Here is a 19,277-nt window from a genome sequence, read left to right as displayed (position 1 = left end):
ATATTTTAGAAAAACCTTGGCGATTTAATTCGGTTAGCTTTTGGTACAAGCTGAAATCTCAGTATAATTTCATGAGATCCATCATTGTACTTGTTTAGTTCTGTTACAGAATAATCATAGGAATAGCCTACAAAAAAGTTTTTGCTGATCTGAAAACCCAGCAACCCGCTTACAGAGTCATCAAAACGATAAGCTGCTCCAAGCGTTACTTTATCCTGTATAAGGAAGTTTGCCGAAACATCGGCTGTTATAGGCGCTCCCGATACTATTTTCGCCATTACTGCAGGTTTAAATTTCAAATTATCAGAAAGGTTAAAAACATAACCTCCAATAACGTAATAGTGTAACCTGTCTGAAACCGCGGCTTCTTTAATATCATCATAATAATCTGATCTTATAAAATTAGGAACAGATAATCCTGCATACCATTTATCTGTATAATAATACACCCCCGCACCAACAGATGCCGTAATTTTATTATTAATATTGGTATTAAGCAACGGGTCACCTCCCTGATAGTAAGTACCCTTAGACCAGTCTATATTTAAAACCCTTGCCCCGGCTTTTAAACCAAATGCAATTTTAGAATTAAAGCTAACCGGTATAGTATATGAAAAGTTTCCATCTATATATACCTCGTTAGAAGGGCCTATCTTATCATTAACAGCACTTAAGCCAAGACCTACCTTATCGTTAATAGGTGAATGAACTGTCAGAGCCTGTGTTTCGGGTGCTCCGTTTATACCTACCCATTGTGAGCGGTGTTGCAATGTAGCCTCAAGATATCCGGGAGAACCGGTGTACCCTGGGTTCACAGTTAATGTATTATACATATACTGTGTATATTGGGGTTCCTGCTGTGCCTTAGCGCTTATAGCCGTAAGGATGATACATATCAGGAAATATCTATTTAGAATTGTTGAAGTGATTTTCATACTAAAATATATTTTTGTTGATAATTATGGAGTGGCAGTTAACCCGCCACCCCTTTATTATCTTCGTTTATCTCGCAATGTATAACCATCCTGTTTTTGCTTCGCCATCTACTTCCAATACATAGAAGTAAGTACCTGCAGGTAACTGCTCGTTCCTTCTCACAACACCATCTACATTTGCGGTTCCATCAAAATCATTCGTGTAACCTGCTTTTTTGTATACCGGTGATCCGTACCTGTTAAATATCTCCAGTTTATTGTTAGGGTAAAACTCTATACAATCTATCCTGAAGGTATCGTTAATTCCGTCACCATTAGGCGAGAATTCACTATAAACAGTCAAGCATGAAGGTTCAATTGTAACCCTGGCCTCATTATTACTGAGATTTTTGTCAAGCGGAGAAGAATCTAATATATACACTACATTCTCATAATCGCCTCCAAATAATACTCTGGCTTCCAGATTCATTATGGCATCTTCACCTCCAAGCAATGCAGGTATATTCCATACACCTGTAACAACATCATAAGTACCATGGCTCACAGTAACATTTACAAACTCATAACCACCCGGAAGTACCTCACTAACAATAAGATCATTAAATGGTGCAGTTCCGTCGTTAGTAACTGTGATGGTAAAAATAACATTTTCGTTAATATTTGGAGCAACTATGTTAACAGTTTTGAAAATGGTTAAATCTGCACAGCTGGAAACAGTTACATCAAGGTCGGCAGAAGCTATTCCTGCACAACCGTTAACATCTGTATAAGATACACTTATAAAATCATCTCCTACATCTGTCCATCTAACAGTGATTGTATTATCTGCCGCTGTTCCTCCTGCTATTACAGTACCTCCAACAACATCCCATATATATCCTGAGTTGCCTGCCTGGGTAGTGTAAGTAACATCCTGACCAAAACATACATCTGTACCACCTGTTATAGTTGCAGTACTGCCATCATAAACTGTTATGGTAACAGCAAGCCTTACAAGGCTTTGACAGCTTCCAACGGTAATAGATGCATAATATGTGGTACCATCTGCCAGTAATGTATCAGGGCTTAACGGAACACCTCCTGTTGCAGAGGCATACCATATAACACCTGTTTCATTTACCTGAATGTCTGCTAATGTAGCATTTTCACCTGCACAAAACTCTTGTGTAGCATCTGCGGTCGTTGGGGTTACACCATTATTTACTGATGCTGTTATTGCAAGACGTATAGCACTTTCGCAACCCGTTACCGGATCGGTGTATGATGCATAATATACAGTACCATCTGTTAGCGGAGTATTGGCTGCAAGAGCAGATCCGCCTGTTGCTACAGTGTAGAATGTTACACCAGTTTCATTAACCTGAAGGCTGGCAACTGTCGGACTATCTACAGCACAGAATTCCTGAGTAGCATCATCTGTAGTTGGAGTAATACCATTGCTCACGTTAACTGTTACTGCCAGACGTACTGAACTTTCGCATCCGCCGGCTGACGTTAATGAGCCGTAATAAACAGATCCTGAAATTAAAGCATCTGTTGCTGCCAACGCAGTACCTCCTGTTGGTGCAGTGTACCATACAACTCCCGGTTCATTTACCTGAAGGTTAGCTACAGTAGGATTGTCTATCGCACAGAAATTCTGTATAGCGGCATCTGTTGTTGGGGTTACACCATCCTGAACATTTACAGTTATTGCAAGTCGTATTGCACTTGGGCAACCTGCTCCATTTACTACACTTGCATAATATATAGTTCCATCTACAAGCGGAGTGGCTGGTGCTATAAGTGTACCACCTGTTGGTGCACTATACCATTCTATACCTGTACCAATAACCTCTATATCTGCAACTGTTGGGCTGTCGGCCGCACAGAAAATTTGAGATGTACTTGTAGTTGCCGGTGTTGTACCATTATCTATAGTTACCTGTATTGCAAGTCGTACTGAACTGGCACATCCTGTAGCCGGATTGGTGTACGATGCATAATAAGTAGTTCCGTTTACTAAGGCTGTAGTATTTGGCAGCGGTGTTCCGCCTGTTGCCGTAGTATAGAATACTACTCCTGTCTGATCTACCTGTATGTTAGCCACCGTAGGTATACCCGCACCACAGAATGACTGAGCAGTATTTGCTGTTGTTGGCGTAATACCATCATTTAGCGTTACTGTTACTGCAAGTCGTACTGCACTGCTGCATCCTGCTATTGTTATACTTCCGTAATAAGTAACTCCATCTGCCAGCAGCGTTGTATCTGGTATGATAGTGCCTGCTGTTGCAGCCGAATACCAAACCACACCAGGTTCATTTACCTGAATATCAGCTAATGTAGGAGCATCTACTGTACAGAAATCCTGAGCAGTGTTGTTTGTTGTTGGCGTTGGTGCATCGGTAACAGTTACCGTTACAGCAAGTCTTACAGAACTTATACAACCTGTTGTAGCATCAGTTAACGAACCATAGTAAGTTGTGCCACTCACAAGAGCCGTAGTATTTGGAACTACTGTTCCGCCTGTAGCAGCAGTGTACCAAACTACACCTGTTTCGTTTACCTGTATAGTCGCTATTGTAGGATTGTTTACACTACAAAACTCCTGGGTAGCATCAAGCGTTGTTGGCGTAGGTGCATCGCCCACTGTTACCGTTACTGCAAGTCTTACAGAACTCATACAGCCTGTAGCGTCATCGGTTAACGAAGCATAATAGGTTGTGCCCGATACTAAAGCTGTTGCAGCAGGAACTACTGATCCGCCTGTAGCAGCTGTGTACCAAACTACACCCGTTTCATTAACTTGTATATCAGCTACTGTTGGATTATTTACCATACAGAAATCCTGAGTAGTATCTGTTGTTGTTGGCGTAGGGGCATCGCCCACAGTTACTGTAACTGCCAATCTTACAGAACTCATACAGCCTGTAGCGGCATCAGTTAATGAGGCATAATAGGTTGTGCCCGATACTAAAGCCGTTGTAGCAGGAACTACTGTTCCACCTGTAGCAGCGGTGTACCAAACAACTCCGGTTTCATTTACCTGAATATCTCCAACTGTTGGATTGTTTACCAAACAGAAGTCCTGAGTAGCGTCTGTTGTTGTTGGCGTTGGTGCGTTACCCACTGTTACTGTTACAGCTAATCTAACTGAACTCATACAGCCTGTAGCGGCATCGGTTAACGAAGCATAATAGGTTGTGCCCGATGTTAGTGCTGTTGTGTCAGCAACCACTGTTCCGCCGGTGGCAGCATTGTGCCAAACAACTCCGGTTTCATTTACCTGAATATCTCCTACTGTTGGAGTATTTATCAAACAGAAATCCTGGGTAGCATCCAGCGTTGTTGGCGTTGGTGCATCGCCCACTGTTACCGTTACCGCAAGTCTTACAGAACTCATACAGCCTGTAGCGGCATCGGTTAACGAAGCATAATAGGTTGTGCCCGATACTAAAGCTGTTGTAGCAGGAACTACTGTTCCGTCAATCATGGCAGTATACCAAACCACACCAGTTTCATTTACCTGAATGTTGGCAACTGTAGGATTATTTACCATACAGAAATCCTGAGTAGCATCCAACGTTGTTGGCGTAGGGGCATCACCCACATTTACTGTAACTGCAAGTCTTATCGCGCTCATACACCCATTAGTCGCATTAGTTAACGAACCATAGTAAGTAGTACCACTTACAAGAGCCGTAGTATTTGTAACTATTGTTCCGCCAGTGGCAGCGTTGTACCAAACAACTCCGGTTTCATTTACCTGAATATCTCCAACTGTTGGATTGTTTACCAAACAGAAGTCCTGAGTAGCATCTGTTGTTGTTGGCGTTGGTGCGTTACCCACTGTCACTGTTACAGCTAATCGAACTGAACTCATACAGCCTGTAACTCCATCGGTTAACGAAGCATAGTATGTTGAGCCCGATGTTAGTGCTGTTGCGTTAGCAACTAATGTTCCGCCTGTGGCGGCTGTGTACCAAACAACTCCGGCCTCATTTACCTGAATATCTCCTACTGTTGGAGTATTTATTAAACAGAAATCCTGAGTAGTGTCAAGCGTTGTTGGCGTTGGTGCATCGCCCACTGTTACCGTTACCGCAAGTCTTACAGAGCTCATACAGCCTGTAACAGCATCAGTTAATGAAGCATAATATGTTGTGCCCGATACTAAAGCTGTTGTAGCAGGAACTACTGTTCCGCCTGTAGCAGCTGTGTACCAAACTACACCCGGCTCATTTACCTGAATATTGGCTACCGTGGGGGCTCCGGCAGCACAAAAATCCTGAGTCATATCTGTAGTAGTTGGGGTAGGCGCATCTGTTATTGTTACGGTTACTGCAAGCCTTACAGAACTTTCGCAACCACTAGTTGCATTAGTAAGTACTCCATAATATGTAGTACCCGACACTAAAGCTGTTGTAGCAGGAACAACTGTTCCGCCTGTAGCGGCAGTATACCAGGTAACTCCGATTTCATTTGTCTGAATATCTGCAACTGTTGGTGCATTTATCACACAGAAATCCTGAGTAGCATCTGTTGTTGTAGGTGTAGGTGCATCGCCCACTGTTACTGTTACAGCAAGTCTTACTGCACTTATACAGCCTGAAACACCATCGGTTAAGGAAGCATAGTAGGTTGAGCCCGATGTTAGTGCTGTTGTGTTAGGCACTATTGTTCCGCCGGTCATGGCAGTATACCAAACCACACCAGTTTCATTTACCTGAATGTTGGCAACTGTAGGATTATTTACCATACAGAAATCCTGAGTAGTATCTGTTGTTGTTGGCGTTGGTGCATTGCCTACTGTTACCGTTACGGCTAATCGAACTGCACTGGCACATCCGGTAGCACCATCGGTTAGAGAAGCATAATAAGTAGCTCCGTTAACCAATGCCGTCGTATTTGGCACTATAGCACCTGCCGTAGCAGCATCATACCATATAATTCCGGTTTCATTTACCTGTATATTAGCTACCGTTGGATTGTTTATTAAACAAAAATCCTGAGTAGTATCTGTTGTTGTAGGTGTAGGTGCATCGCCTACCGTTACAGTTACTGCAAGTCTTACAGAACTCATACAGCCGGAAACAGGATCGGTTAATGAGCCATAGTAAGTTGTAGCGTTTACAAGAGCTGTTGTAGCAGGAACAACTGTTCCCCCTGTCGCAGCGGTGTACCATACAACTCCGGTTTCATTTACCTGAATGTTGGATATCATAGGATTATCTACAAGACAGAAATCCTGAGTAGCATCAAGTGTTGTTGGGGTTGGCGCATCGCTAACGGTTACCGTTACCGCCAGCCTTACAGAACTCATACAGCCTGTTACAACATCTGTAAGTGCACCGTAGTAAGTTGTGCCCGAAGCTAAAGGTGCTCCTGCCAGAACCACTGTACCTCCTGATGGGGCTGTGTACCATGTAACATCGGCCTCATTTACCTGAATATCGGCTATTGTTGGAGCGTTTATTATACAGAAATGCTGATTGCTGTTTAAAGTTGTTGGGGTTGGTGCATTATTTACCGTTACGGTTACTGCAAGCCTTACTGAACTTTCACATCCGCCTGAAATAAGTCCGCCATAATATGTCATTCCGCTTGTAAGCGATTCTGTATTAGGTATAACATTACCCGCAGTAGCTGCATCATACCAAACAACTCCTCCTTCATTTACTTGTATATCTGCTACTGTTGGATTGTTTTCCAGGCAGAAGTCCTGAGTATCGTCAAGTGTAGTAGGTGTTGGTGCATCACTTACAGTTACGGTTACCGCAAGCCTTACAGAACTCATACAGCCTGAAACAGGGTCTGTTAACGATCCATAATATATGGCGCCATCTGTAAGAGCTGTAGTGTTAGGTACTACTGTGCCGCCCGTTGCTGCATCGTACCAAACAACACCCGTTTGGTTTACCTGAATACCGGCAACCGTTGGGCTGTTTGCAAGACAGAAACTTTGAGCGTTATTTAAAGTAGTTGGTGTTAATGCATCATTAAGTATAACAGCTATTGCAAGCCTGGTTACGCTTTCACAACCATCTGCAGTTCTTACCTGAGCGGCATAATAGGTTGTTCCGTTAACCAATGCTGTAGTATTAGGTAAAGCTGTACCGCCTGTGGCTGCCGCATACCATACTATATCTGTTTCAACAACCTCTATATCATCAAGGGTTGGCATATCAACAACACAGAATTCCTGAGTAGGATTAAGCGTTGTTGGTGTTGCTACCGGATTTATTAAACAAGGGTCGCAAATTGTACCGGCATTATTATAGTTTGCAGTATAATAATTATCAAGCACAAAAACATCTGCTAAGTAGTTATTAAAATCACCATTAGCCATGCCTGCTCCCGTAGAGTCCGGATCGGTTCCGTTATTAAATAATCGGATACCTACGGCACAACACTGGCTGTTAGGTAATACAAAAGTAAATAGTAATAACTCCTGCCCTGCTTCAAAGTTTACGGTCGATCCGTTTGTTGTTATAGCATGGAAATCGTTTGCCGGTTGCGCTCCCGGAGCATATACTATAGAACTATCAGTCCAAAGACCTCCGTTTACTGTAGTAATCGCAAGCGCCACATCATCTATAACAGCAGGCAATAATACCGATACCTGACTACCACCCGCTATAAAGAAGTTGGTTGCAGTAAAGTTTGGCAATGCATACACTTCATAAGTACATGTTGCAGGATTAAATTGTACTGTAAGCTGAATTTCAGGTGTTACGGTACAATTAGCATTACCCGGATTAGGATCACAGGCGTTTAACGGATTACTACCGTTTGTAACCTCTGTGCCATCATTTATACCGTCGCCATCACTATCCGGGTTGGTAGAATTTGTTCCAAGTGTTGCTTCCTGGCTATTGGTTAGTCCGTCACTATCCTGATCACAGGTTGGTGAAAGCGGATTAGGCGAACAAGAGTCTAACGGATCGCTACCATTAGTAACCTCATCACCATCATTTATACCATCTCCATCGGTATCGGCTATTGTAGGTGTTGTTCCTAACACAGCTTCCTGAGCATTGGTAAGTCCGTCATTATCCTGATCACATGCCGGAGAGTTTACATTAGGGCTGCATGCACTTAGCGGATCGCTGCCATTTGTAACTTCATTTCCGTCATTTATACCATCACCGTCGGTGTCGGCAACTGTAGGGTTAGTACCTGCTGTTGCTTCCTGAGCATTGGTAAGACCATCATTATCCTGATCGCAGGCCGGAGAGTTAGCGTTAGGACTACAAGCACTTAACGGATCGCTGCCGTTAGTAACTTCAGTACCATCGTTTATGCCATCTCCATCGGTATCCGCTACAGTAGGATTAGTTCCTGCCATTGCTTCCTGGGCATTGGTAAGTCCGTCATTATCCTGATCGCAGGTAGCAAAGTTAGCATTAGGGCTGCATGGACTAAGCGGATCGCTGCCATTTGTTACCTCTGTACCATCGTTTATGCCATCTCCATCGGTATCTGCCAATATAGGGTCGGTTCCGCTTGCGGCTTCCTGCGTATTATTAAGTCCGTCATTATCCTGATCGCAGGTAGGAAAATTAAGGTTAGGGCTACATACACTAAGCGGATCGCTGCCGTTAGTAACCTCTGTGCCGTCATTTATACCATCACCATCGGTGTCAGGATTTGTTGGATCTGTTCCCTGAATTGTTTCATCATCATTGGTTAAGCCATCATTATCCTGATCACAGCCTCCAAAATTAACATCCGGACTACATGCACTAAGCGGATCGATACCGTTAGTAACTTCAGTTCCGTCATTTATTCCATCACCATCGGTGTCGGCAATTGTTGGATCTGTTCCGATAGCTGTTTCCTGAGTATTAGTTAACCCGTCGCTATCCTGATCACAAGGACCGGCCGCAGAGTTAGGTACACAAGGATTATTATCATCCGGATCTGAAGCTGCAGGTGTACCATCATTGTCATCATCTGTTGGACAACCAAGGCTTGGAACAGGACTACAAGGATCTAACGGATTACTACCGTTAGTAACCTCATCTCCATCGTTTATTCCATCCCCATCAGTATCAGGATTGGTTGGATCTGTAGTTAAAGATGCTTCCTGAGTATTGGTTAGTCCATCTCTATCCTGATCACATGGCCCTGCTAAAACATTAGGACTACATGGGTTAAGCGGATCACTACCGTTAGTAACTTCAGTACCATCATTTATACCGTCGCCATCAGTATCTGCTACTGTTGGGTTAGTACCTTGTATCGCTTCATCGGCATTAGTAAGTCCGTCACCATCCTGGTCACAAAGTGGTGAGTTAGCATTCGGGCTACAAACATTTAACGGATCACTGCCATTTGTAACCTCTGTTCCATCGTTTATACCATCGCCATCGGTATCGGCAATTGTAGAATTAGTTCCAATTAATGCCTCCTCTGTATTGGTAAGCCCATCGCTGTCCTGATCGCAAGGACCGGCTGAAACGTTAGGACTGCATGGATTTAAAGGATCACTGCCATTAGTAACCTCATCGCCATCATTTATACCATCACCATCGGTATCGGCTACTGTAGGGTTAGTACCTGCTGTAGTTTCCTCGGCATTGGTAAGCCCGTCGCCATCCTGGTCACAAAGTGGTGAATTAAGGTTTGGGCTACAAACGTTTAAAGGATCACTGCCGTTAGTAACCTCTGTTCCATCGTTTATGCCGTCACCATCGGTGTCGGCAATGGTAGGATCGGTACCAAGAGTAGCCTCTTCGGCATTGGTAAGTCCGTCACTATCCTGGTCGCAGGTAGCAAATGCCGCATTGGGCACACACGGATTGTTATCATCAGGATCGGTAAGCGAACCTACACCGTCGCCATCATTATCAATAATAGCACAGGTTGTACCTGAGTTTGCATAATTTGCGCCGTAATAATCCTGTAAATCGAATACATTACTAAGGTAATTTCTAAAATCTGCACCGTTCATTCCGGCATCTGCCGACTGCGGATCGGCAGTATTATCAAAAATGCGTACTCCGGCAAGGCATCCTTCTACCAGAGTAAATCTAAACAGCAACAGTTCTGTACCTGTTACAAAGTTTACGGTTGCGCCATTTGTTGCTACGCCATGAAAATCGTGTGCAGTATCTGCAGCAGGGGCATATACCTGTGAGTTATCTACCCACGGGCCGCCATTGACCGAGACTACCGAAATACCTACATCTGTAGCCGATGCCGGAAGCAATACCGTTATCTGACTTCCACCCCCAAAAAAGAAATTGTTTTGGGTAAAGTCAGGTCTGGCATATACTTCATACACATTGGTAGCGGAAACATATTTCAGGGTAAGGTCAATTTGCTGCGAAAAGAGGTATTGAACAGGCAAAAAGAGCCCTGCCAATACTAGTATTTTAAGTATAAAACTTTTCATACGCTAATTGTATATGGTTTAAAAATAGATTGTATATAAAATGAAGCTGCAATTAAAAAGCGCTGCATTTTATTGTGGCAACTGCTCAAACATTCCGTTATAGTTGGCCAGTATATTGGTGTTTAGCGGATAGGTAACAATAATATTGAGTATTAACTGCCTGTCATTGTTTGCGCCATCATACAGCACTTTACCATCCATATTCACATCTCCCGAAGAATAACCGGTAGCATTGGCAAAGTTTAATATTTGCGATGCATTGCCCGGATGTGAAAGCACTTGAGAGGCAGAAACCTGCCTGTCGTTTGCCAAACCATCATATTTAACCTGAGTATCAAAGTTTGCATTACCCGAATATAAAGCCCTTATTCCGCCTACGGTTGCCATAGCTTCCTGTCCGGTAAAGCCCGGTAACACATACAAATCTGCATCTGTTAATGTGGTAAAATCTAACGATACTGCCTGATTTGTTGCAGTAAGCACCTGGTTGTATAATGCACCGAAATGGTTTCTGTGTTTAATTGACACCATGAATGTTCCCGGAAGTCCGCTTACAACAAGTGGCCCGCCATTTGCAGCAACTATATCACCATCTCTTTGTATAAGAGCCGAAACTGTTCTTATTACGGTTTGTGAATTAGCAGCATCGCGCATTTCTACAAAAACCCAGTCTACTATAGCGTCTCCTGTTCCGGCGTTTGCCTGTAAAACAGTGTTTGTAGTAGTTTCTGTTCCGCCACCGCCTACATGTGTAAACCTGCTGTTAAGCACACTGTTGTAAGGCTGGTTTAAAGGAATATATCCGCCAGCTCTTAAATTATCACGCATTAATCCTCCTGTAGCATTAAATAATGCTCCCTGCAACATTGCTTTTAAAGTAAGTGTAACATCACAGGTATCGGTAAGATCTGCAGTTATAGCAAGACGTGTTGTGCTTTCGCAGCCCGTAACACCATCTGTTAGCGTAGCGTAGTAAATTGTATTATCTGTTAGCAGTGTTGCAGGAGCTACTATGTTGCCACCGGTTGCGGCATCATAAAAAGTTATACCAGGCTCATTAACCTGTAAGTCTCCTACTGTTGCAGCACTAAAGCTGCAAAACTGCTGTGTTGCATTAGTAGTGGTTGGTGTATCCACAGTTGTAACCGTAACAGGTACCGCTACCCTGGAAGATTCTTCCGGACAGCCTATTTTTGCTGCAGCCACATAAAAAGTAGTTGTTGTAGTAAGTACCGGAGTTACAAATGGTGTCCCCGATGCAAGTACTGTAGGAGTACCTCCTGTTTGGGTAGTGTACCAGTGCAGTTCATTTCCTGCTCCTGTTGTTGCTATAAGCGAAGCCGTATTACCTGCACAGGCAAAATAACTGCCACCCGAAGGCGGGGTTATAACCGGTGGTGCTACTGTTCTGGTAACACCAAAAAAATCAAGATTTTGTGTTACCGATGCCCCTACTAAAGAGGTAAAACGCACAACAATCCTGTCTACAGGAGCTCCCGGGCTAACAGGAATTGTTGTTATAGTCCCTCCCTGTAGATTAAGAAGATTTAAAGACAACAAGGTAGATAGGGTTTGGTTTGAAACCTCCGTTCCGCCATTATAAGACAATATCCTGATATTGTTTGCCACATTAAGATCCAGCAATGTTCCCGTAAGCCTTATCCGCACAGAAAACTGGTCTGTTGCTGTAGAAAGTCCTTCAAAATATACTGCCTGCTCTATTGTTGAGCCAACACCCAACAATCCCAGGCTTAATACCGAAAAGTTAGTAGTATTTGCATCAATTGCATTTTGAGGATTTTCTACACCTGCCGAGCCCAACTGAAGGGCATCAAGTGTAATTCCTGAGCCTGTAAAGTTTGTATATGCCGGCGTACCGCAATTTGCAGGTGCCGAAATATAATAAGCTTCAAAAATATTAAGCACTTTAGTATTGCCCAAGCCTAGCAAAGAGCCTACACGGTTTGTTAACCTTATTCGGTTGTAAGCAGATGCAGGTGTTATAGCAACTAAATATTCGCCTGCTGCATTAATTACAATTCTAAGCCTGTCTCCCGAAAAATCTGCAGTTACATTGCTGTCCCCGTCCAGCACTACAGTATTATTGTTTTTAGCCTCAACAGTAAATTCCTGATTACCCACAAGCACTGCGCCGAGAACATCAGCAAGCAGTCCGCCAAGGTTACCTCCTAATAATGAAGGCAGCAGGTTATCATCTGTTGTAATTTTCACGTAGCTCGTGGTGTTTGCCGGAAGCAAAGAAGGAAATTGCAGTTCTACGTATCCGGAATACTGGCCAATGCCAACCGCGATACCTGAACTTGCCCTAACCTGTGCAGCTGTTGTCATGTTCTGGTCATAAGACTGAGGAACATTATCTGCCTGAAAAGAAGTGGCAGATGAAGCATAAACTCTCGTTTGCGCAGATCCTGTATAAGGAATTAGGAAAAACGCAACTGCAAAAAGCAGGAAGAGAATTTGTTTTTTTGGAGTAGTTTTTAATACCATAAACTTTAAGATTAATTAAATAATTCGTTGGTTCACGATATTAAATTAGATACATAGGCTAAAAAAATCATAAATCATTGATAATTTCGCATAAGTATCGATGAAATACAATTTTTAATCGATTAAAAACGTAGTTAAAATCTTATTAAATAATTAATGTTATTTTAACATTTTTATTGTTTTTTTTAATTAAATTATAAAAGCTGATTTTAGGTAAATTAGGGCTTAAGACCCATTTTTAATACGCTGCGCTACCATTGGGTTAGCTATTACCATGCAGTTTTTAGCCGAAACTTTAATAGTGTTTGTAGGAATCGACTCGCAATCAATTCCATTGGCAGTATTTATGGTAATTCTTCTAAAAAAAGTGCTTTTTGTAAGACCCGAAGGTTGGTATGTAACAGCATTTGAAGAAGCGATAGGACTCCACGTAACCTCATCTAAAGATGACTCCCATCGGTATGATATTCCTACTCCATTATCAGCAGAAACTGAAGTTAATAAGGATGGTGTTTTATTGTAACAAACAGTTTGCACCCCTTCTATAACACCTGCAGAAGGTTTAGACACAACCGTTACCGGAACAGACTGTATAAAACCGGAACAGCCACCCAGCGTTTGCAGCACATAATAGGTAGTATTGGCAGTAATTGCCGGCGGTGTAAAAGTTTCACCTGAATTGGTTGTTGCTAACAGGTTCGTAGCCGCTGCCGAATCGTACCATTTTAACTGTGCCCCTACTATTGGTGTAGTTGCTATAAGAGAAGCTGATGAACCTGAGCAAACCGGATTATTTTGGGTAATTACAGGTTTAGCCAGGGTTTTAGTAACTCCATAAAAATTAAGCGTCTGGGCAACACTTGCAACAGCAGAAAGCTTTACAGTTATTCTATCTACAGGAGCACCGGGAGTCATAATAATATTTGTTATCTGCCCGCCAGACATTGTAAGCAGGTTTAGGGTAAGTAATTCAGCAAGCGTTTTGGTTTGTACTACCGTTGCCCCATTAGAGGCTATAACACTAATATTACTTGCTACACCAACATCCAAAAGTCCCTGAGGCAAACTTAGCCGCACGCCAAAGCTATCTGTAGCCGAAGACAATCCTTCAAAATATACGGTCTGCTCTATAGAAGGACCAACCCCAAGAAGGCCAATATCAAATTTTGAGAAGTCAGAAGTACTTGCTGTTAAAACATTTTGAGGGTTAGTTACCCCTGTTGAAGCCAGACTAACTACGCTAGTAGCGTTATATGAAGTATATGTAGGTTCTCCACACGTTGCTGTTCCTGTTAGGTAATAAGCATCATATACTTTTAATTTTTTTGTCACACCAGTTCCAAGTAATGTTGCATACCTGTTTGTTATTTTAATTCTTTTATAATCCTGATCAGGGGTTATTTTTATAAAATATTCACCGGCAGCGTTTACAACTATTCCCAATTTTGAAGTTCCAAAATCTCCATTAGTCTGGCTGTTACCGGAAAGCACATTTGTACCTGCACTATTTTTAACCTCAACAGTAAACTCCTGCGAACCCAAAATAGTAGTTAGCAATGAAGCCAGCGAACCTCCTAACAGCCCGCTTAATAAGTTTGCCTGATCGGCTTGTATTTTTACATAGGAAGTAGTGTTAGCAGTAAGTGTAGATGGAAATTGAAAATCTAAAGTACCCACATAAGCTCCTCCAAACACAACAACTCCCGAATATGCCCTTACATCTGCCGCAGTAGTTAAATTTTGATCGACTGCATTTCCTTCGTTATCTGTATTAGTACTAGCATTAACCAAACTTGTAGCATAAACTTTTGTTTGTGCATTAAGATTACAAATAAACAATAGGAAGAATACCGCACAACAAGTGTGCAGTAATTCTCCCAATTGTATTTTAGCCCCTCTAAACAATTGATAATCATTTTTATATCACAAAAAATTGCAATCGTTGGGATAAAACTATATATATGCTACGGAGGGTTAAAGAACTTTCAGAAAAGCATCGATTAAAAACATACTTTTATCTATGAAATGAACACCTTATCTTTGCAGCCGTAAAAAAGGAAAAACCTACTTTTGCATAATATAAGAAACAGAGGCACAGAGCATGAATTTTAATAAAGAGATTGAGAGAAGACGCACTTTTGGTATTATTTCCCACCCGGATGCCGGTAAAACAACACTAACTGAGAAATTACTTTTATTTGGTGGTGCTATTCAGGAAGCCGGTGCCGTAAAAAGCAATAAAATAAAAAAAGGTGCAACGAGTGACTTTATGGAGATTGAGAGACAAAGAGGAATCTCTGTTGCTACATCTGTACTTGCCTTTAATTATAAAGACAAGAAAATAAACATTCTGGATACTCCCGGCCACAAGGATTTTGCAGAGGATACTTTTAGAACGCTAACAGCCGTAGATAGTGTAATTGTTGTTATAGACGTTGCAAAAGGTGTTGAGGAGCAAACTGAAAAATTGGTGCAGGTATGCCGCATGCGTAATATCCCCATGCTGGTATTTATAAATAAACTTGACCGTGAAGGTAAAGATGCCTTTGACCTTATGGACGAGGTAGAGCAAAAACTAGGACTTACCGTTACACCTTTAAGCTTTCCTATAGGTATGGGTTACGATTTTCAGGGTATATATAATATCTGGGAGAAAAACATTAACCTGTTTAGTGGCGACAGCCGTAAAAACATTGAAGAAACTATTGCTTTTAGCGATATAGACAGTCCTGAACTGGAAAAGATAATTGGACAGAAACCTGCCCATAAACTTAGAGAAGAACTTGAACTTATTAGCGAAGTTTATCCGGATTTTGACAGAGAAGCTTATTTGGAAGGCAAACAGCAACCTGTATTTTTTGGTTCGGCATTAAACAATTTCGGAGTGCGTGAACTACTTGATTGTTTTATTGAAATAGCTCCGACACCGCGACCTAAAGATTCTGACAAAAGAACTGTTGAGCCTAACGAAAATAAGTTTGCCGGCTTTGTATTTAAGATCCATGCCAACATGGATCCTAAGCACAGAGACAGGATTGCATTCGTTAAAATAGTATCTGGTGTTTTTGAGAGAAACAAGCCTTATTTGCATGTACGCTTGGGAAAAAATCTTAAATTTTCTAGCCCTAACGCTTTTTTTGCTGAGAAAAAAGAGATTGTTGACATTTCTTATCCGGGAGATATTGTTGGGCTTCATGATACCGGTAATTTTAAAATTGGAGATACGCTTACTGAAGGCGAACTTATGAGCTTTAAAGGAATACCAAGCTTCTCTCCTGAGCATTTCCGCTATATAAATAATGCCGATCCCCTAAAAGCCAAACAGCTTGAAAAAGGAATTGACCAGCTAATGGACGAAGGTGTTGCACAGCTGTTTACCCTGGAAATGAATAACCGTAAGGTTATAGGTACTGTAGGTGCGCTTCAGTATGAAGTTATTCAGTACAGGCTGGAGCATGAGTATGGTGCAAAATGTTCTTATGAAAATTTCCCTGCATTTAAAGCATGCTGGGTTAAACCCGATGATGCAAAAAATGAAGAATTTGCAGAATTTAAAAGGATTAAGCAAAAGTTTTTGGCAAAAGACAAATACGGGCAGCTTGTTTTCTTAGCAGATTCTGATTTCTCAATCCAGATGACACAGTCGAAATATCCGAGTGTAAAATTATTTTTCACATCTGAATTTGATTAATTGCATTTCATCTTGTTTTTTTACCTTTCACAGAATCTTAACTATAAAATTTTAAAAAGTAATTAATTTTATAGACCAATCAATTAGCACTACACTATTATTTAAATAGCTATAGCAGCATCGCTTTATGCGGCTGCGATTACATTTAAATTTTAACCTGCTTATCTTACTCATTTGCAGGTAAAGTTTAAAAAAAATGAAAGCTATTAAATCCTATTACGGCTTATTCGGCAGATTTATTTCTGCCGGATATAACTGTATATAAACTTTTAAATTTTTATAAGTACGTATACACGATTAATGATTAAAAAATTAATAATAGTACCGGCTGCATTTGTATTGCTTAATTTTATTGTTTCCTGTAATGGTAACAACAATAACTTATCTCATAAACAAGAACATAATAATACAAGCCTCCCGGAATATTTTAATTTACTGGCAGTAGAATATGAAAATCATCAGGCGTGGGATAGTGCTTTTTATTACTATAATATTGCAAGATCGGGCTATATAAGAAATAATGATTTAAAGGGTGCAGCACAGGAAATAATAAAAATGGCAGAAGTACAGCTTACTGCAGGTGATTATTTTGGAGTAGAAAATACTATTGGTGAAGCGCTGCCTATACTAAAAAGAGAAGAAAATCATCTTAAGGCTGCTTATTTACTTTTAGCTTCGAGCCATAAAAACCTTTACAATAATGATAGTGCTATAATATATTACAGGAAAGCTGCAGCAAAGGAAAAAAATTCCATTGAAAAAATTAACCTCATGCACAACATCGCAAGATGTTATATAAGCAAAGGCAATTATAAAAAAGCAATTAAAATATTAAATGACCTAAGCCTTTCATCTGTTATAATTAATTATCCTAAAGTACAGTCGTATATTATAGACAGGCTGGGGTATGCTTATTTTAAACAAAATGAAAATGAAGGGTTAAACAAAATGCTTGAAGCCCTGGAATTAAGAAAAAAGAATAATGATAGTGAGGGGCTTTTTTCGAGCTATCTACATCTTTCAGAATATTACGGCCCAAAAGATTTTACAAAAGCAAAGCAGTTTGCTCTGGAGGCATATAACATAGCTGAAAGCATTGAAAATCCAAATTTTGTATTAGAAGCCCTCGCTCATTTAATGAATTACAGCAGTGGCAGTGAATTAAAAAAATATTCAAATGAATACTTATATGTAGAAACAAATCTTACAAAAGTAAGACTGCATTTCAAAAGAAGATTTGATGAAATATCAAAAAACACTAAGTTAAAGGAGGCAGAGATAATCCGCCTTAATGAAGCCCGTGACAGGGCCTTACTGCTTCAGATAAGCAGTGACCATAATAAATTACTGCTGGTTAGCCTTGTTTTTACAATATTCTCTTCGTTACTTATTTATTTTCTCGTAAAATCAAGACATAAAAGGGAACGCTTTATGGAAGCTTATACAACAGAAACACGAATTGCTAAAAAAGTGCATGATGAAATAGCTAATGAAATTTACGGTACAATTAACTACCTTTCTACAAACACCGAGATTCCCGACAGAAATAAAGAAAAACTTATTTCCAGGCTTGACGACATTTACCTGATGACCAAAAATATATCAAGGGAAACTAATAACATTGATACGGGTTATCAATATCCTGAGCATTTAAAGATGATGCTTAATGCTTACTCTGACAACACTACTACCGTAATACTAAAAGGAATTAGTGATATTGACTGGAATACTATAGACGCCATAAGAAAAATAGCCACTTACCGTTCTTTACAGGAACTAATGGTTAACATGAAGAAACATAGCCATGCTACATTAGTTGTCATAAGCTTTACTGTTGCCAACAAGAAATTTAAAATTAGTTATACTGATAATGGTGTTGGTGCATCAAAAGAAAAATTATTCTCTAAAAATGGCCTGCTAAATATTGAAAGCCGGATGGCGTCGATAGGCGGCAGCATTAATTTTGACACAAACACCGGTAAAGGATTTCACATTACATTAATTTACCCAGCCTATATGCCTTATGTTTAAAAAGATTTTAATTATAGAAGACATAGATAGTATTAACCTTGGAGTTACTGCACTATTAGAAAAAAATTTTGATGCTGAGATTTACAGTACAAAATATTGTGATGAAGGATATTTAAAAATTAAGAAGGCTATTATAGAAGATAATCCTTTTGACCTGATAATAACCGATCTTTCCTTTAAAGAAGATGAAAGAGAAACCAAAATAGCATCGGGGGAAGAGTTGATAGCTCAAATTCATGAGGAACAAATAAATTTAAAAATCATTGTTTATTCAATTGAAGACAAGCCTTACTTAATACGTTCGCTATTTAACAATAAACAAATAAATGCCTTTGTAATAAAAGGCAGAGAAGGCAGCGTAGAACTTTTAGAGGCTATTAACTCTGTATATAATGGAGATATGTATATATCGCCGCAATTTGCTAATATTTTAAAAGATCAGCCTGTTTTTGAACTGGACAAATATGATATTGAAATTTTAAAATTATTATCAGAAGGCCTTACCCAGGAAGAAATAAGCAATGTTTTTAAACAGCACCAATATCCCTCCCCAAGTACAAGCAGTATTGAAAAAAAGATAAATAAATTAAAATTTGTTTTTAAGGTGCACAATAGCATACATCTTGTTGCTACTGCAAAAGATATGAGGCTTATTTAAGTAGGAATAAACTTTAACTACACAATAGAAAAGTGCCGTTTATCGAATTTAACTTTTTTTTAACTCTTGTTT

General features: G+C 40.4%; 7 protein-coding genes. 3 read left to right on the top strand and 4 right to left on the bottom strand.

Annotated features, from left to right (window positions below):
* Positions 1-5 precede the first annotated feature (5 nt).
* From NHE85_RS09855 to NHE85_RS09840, 4 genes are all read right to left on the bottom strand, one after another.
* Entirely contained in the window at positions 6-935 is a 930-nt protein-coding gene (locus NHE85_RS09855; protein WP_252811854.1) for a type IX secretion system membrane protein PorP/SprF, read from the bottom strand.
* Between the two features lie 67 nt (positions 936-1,002).
* Positions 1,003-10,317: a gliding motility-associated C-terminal domain-containing protein gene (locus NHE85_RS09850; RefSeq protein WP_252811853.1), complete on the bottom strand. Its 9,315-nt coding sequence runs from the start codon at positions 10,315-10,317 to the stop codon at positions 1,003-1,005.
* Positions 10,318-10,386: 69 nt separating this feature from the next.
* Positions 10,387-12,825, bottom strand: a complete 2,439-nt coding sequence (locus NHE85_RS09845; protein WP_252811852.1) for a hypothetical protein — start codon at positions 12,823-12,825, stop codon at positions 10,387-10,389.
* A gap of 225 nt (positions 12,826-13,050) precedes the next feature.
* Positions 13,051-14,730, bottom strand: coding sequence for a hypothetical protein (locus NHE85_RS09840; RefSeq protein WP_252811851.1), 1,680 nt, complete (start codon positions 14,728-14,730; stop codon positions 13,051-13,053).
* Positions 14,731-14,926: 196 nt separating this feature from the next.
* On the opposite strand from NHE85_RS09840, the gene NHE85_RS09835 reads away from it, so the two are divergent.
* The 3 genes from NHE85_RS09835 to NHE85_RS09825 all read left to right on the top strand — a co-directional run bounded on the left by NHE85_RS09835 (position 14,927) and on the right by NHE85_RS09825 (position 19,205).
* Positions 14,927-16,516 (top strand): peptide chain release factor 3, encoded by a 1,590-nt coding sequence (locus NHE85_RS09835; protein WP_252811850.1) that lies wholly within the window; start codon positions 14,927-14,929, stop codon positions 16,514-16,516.
* Positions 16,517-16,816: 300 nt separating this feature from the next.
* Positions 16,817-18,547 (top strand): hypothetical protein, encoded by a 1,731-nt coding sequence (locus NHE85_RS09830; RefSeq protein ID WP_252811849.1) that lies wholly within the window; start codon positions 16,817-16,819, stop codon positions 18,545-18,547.
* Positions 18,540-19,205, top strand: a complete 666-nt coding sequence (locus NHE85_RS09825; protein WP_252811848.1) for a response regulator transcription factor — start codon at positions 18,540-18,542, stop codon at positions 19,203-19,205. The genes NHE85_RS09830 and NHE85_RS09825 overlap by 8 nt, the downstream gene beginning before the upstream one ends.
* Positions 19,206-19,277 lie beyond the last annotated feature (72 nt).

It is taken from the genome of Flavobacterium sp. NRK1 (genome assembly GCF_024054175.1).
Classification (GTDB): Bacteria; Bacteroidota; Bacteroidia; order Flavobacteriales; family Flavobacteriaceae; genus Flavobacterium.
This window is presented reverse-complemented; position numbering and strand designations above follow the sequence as displayed.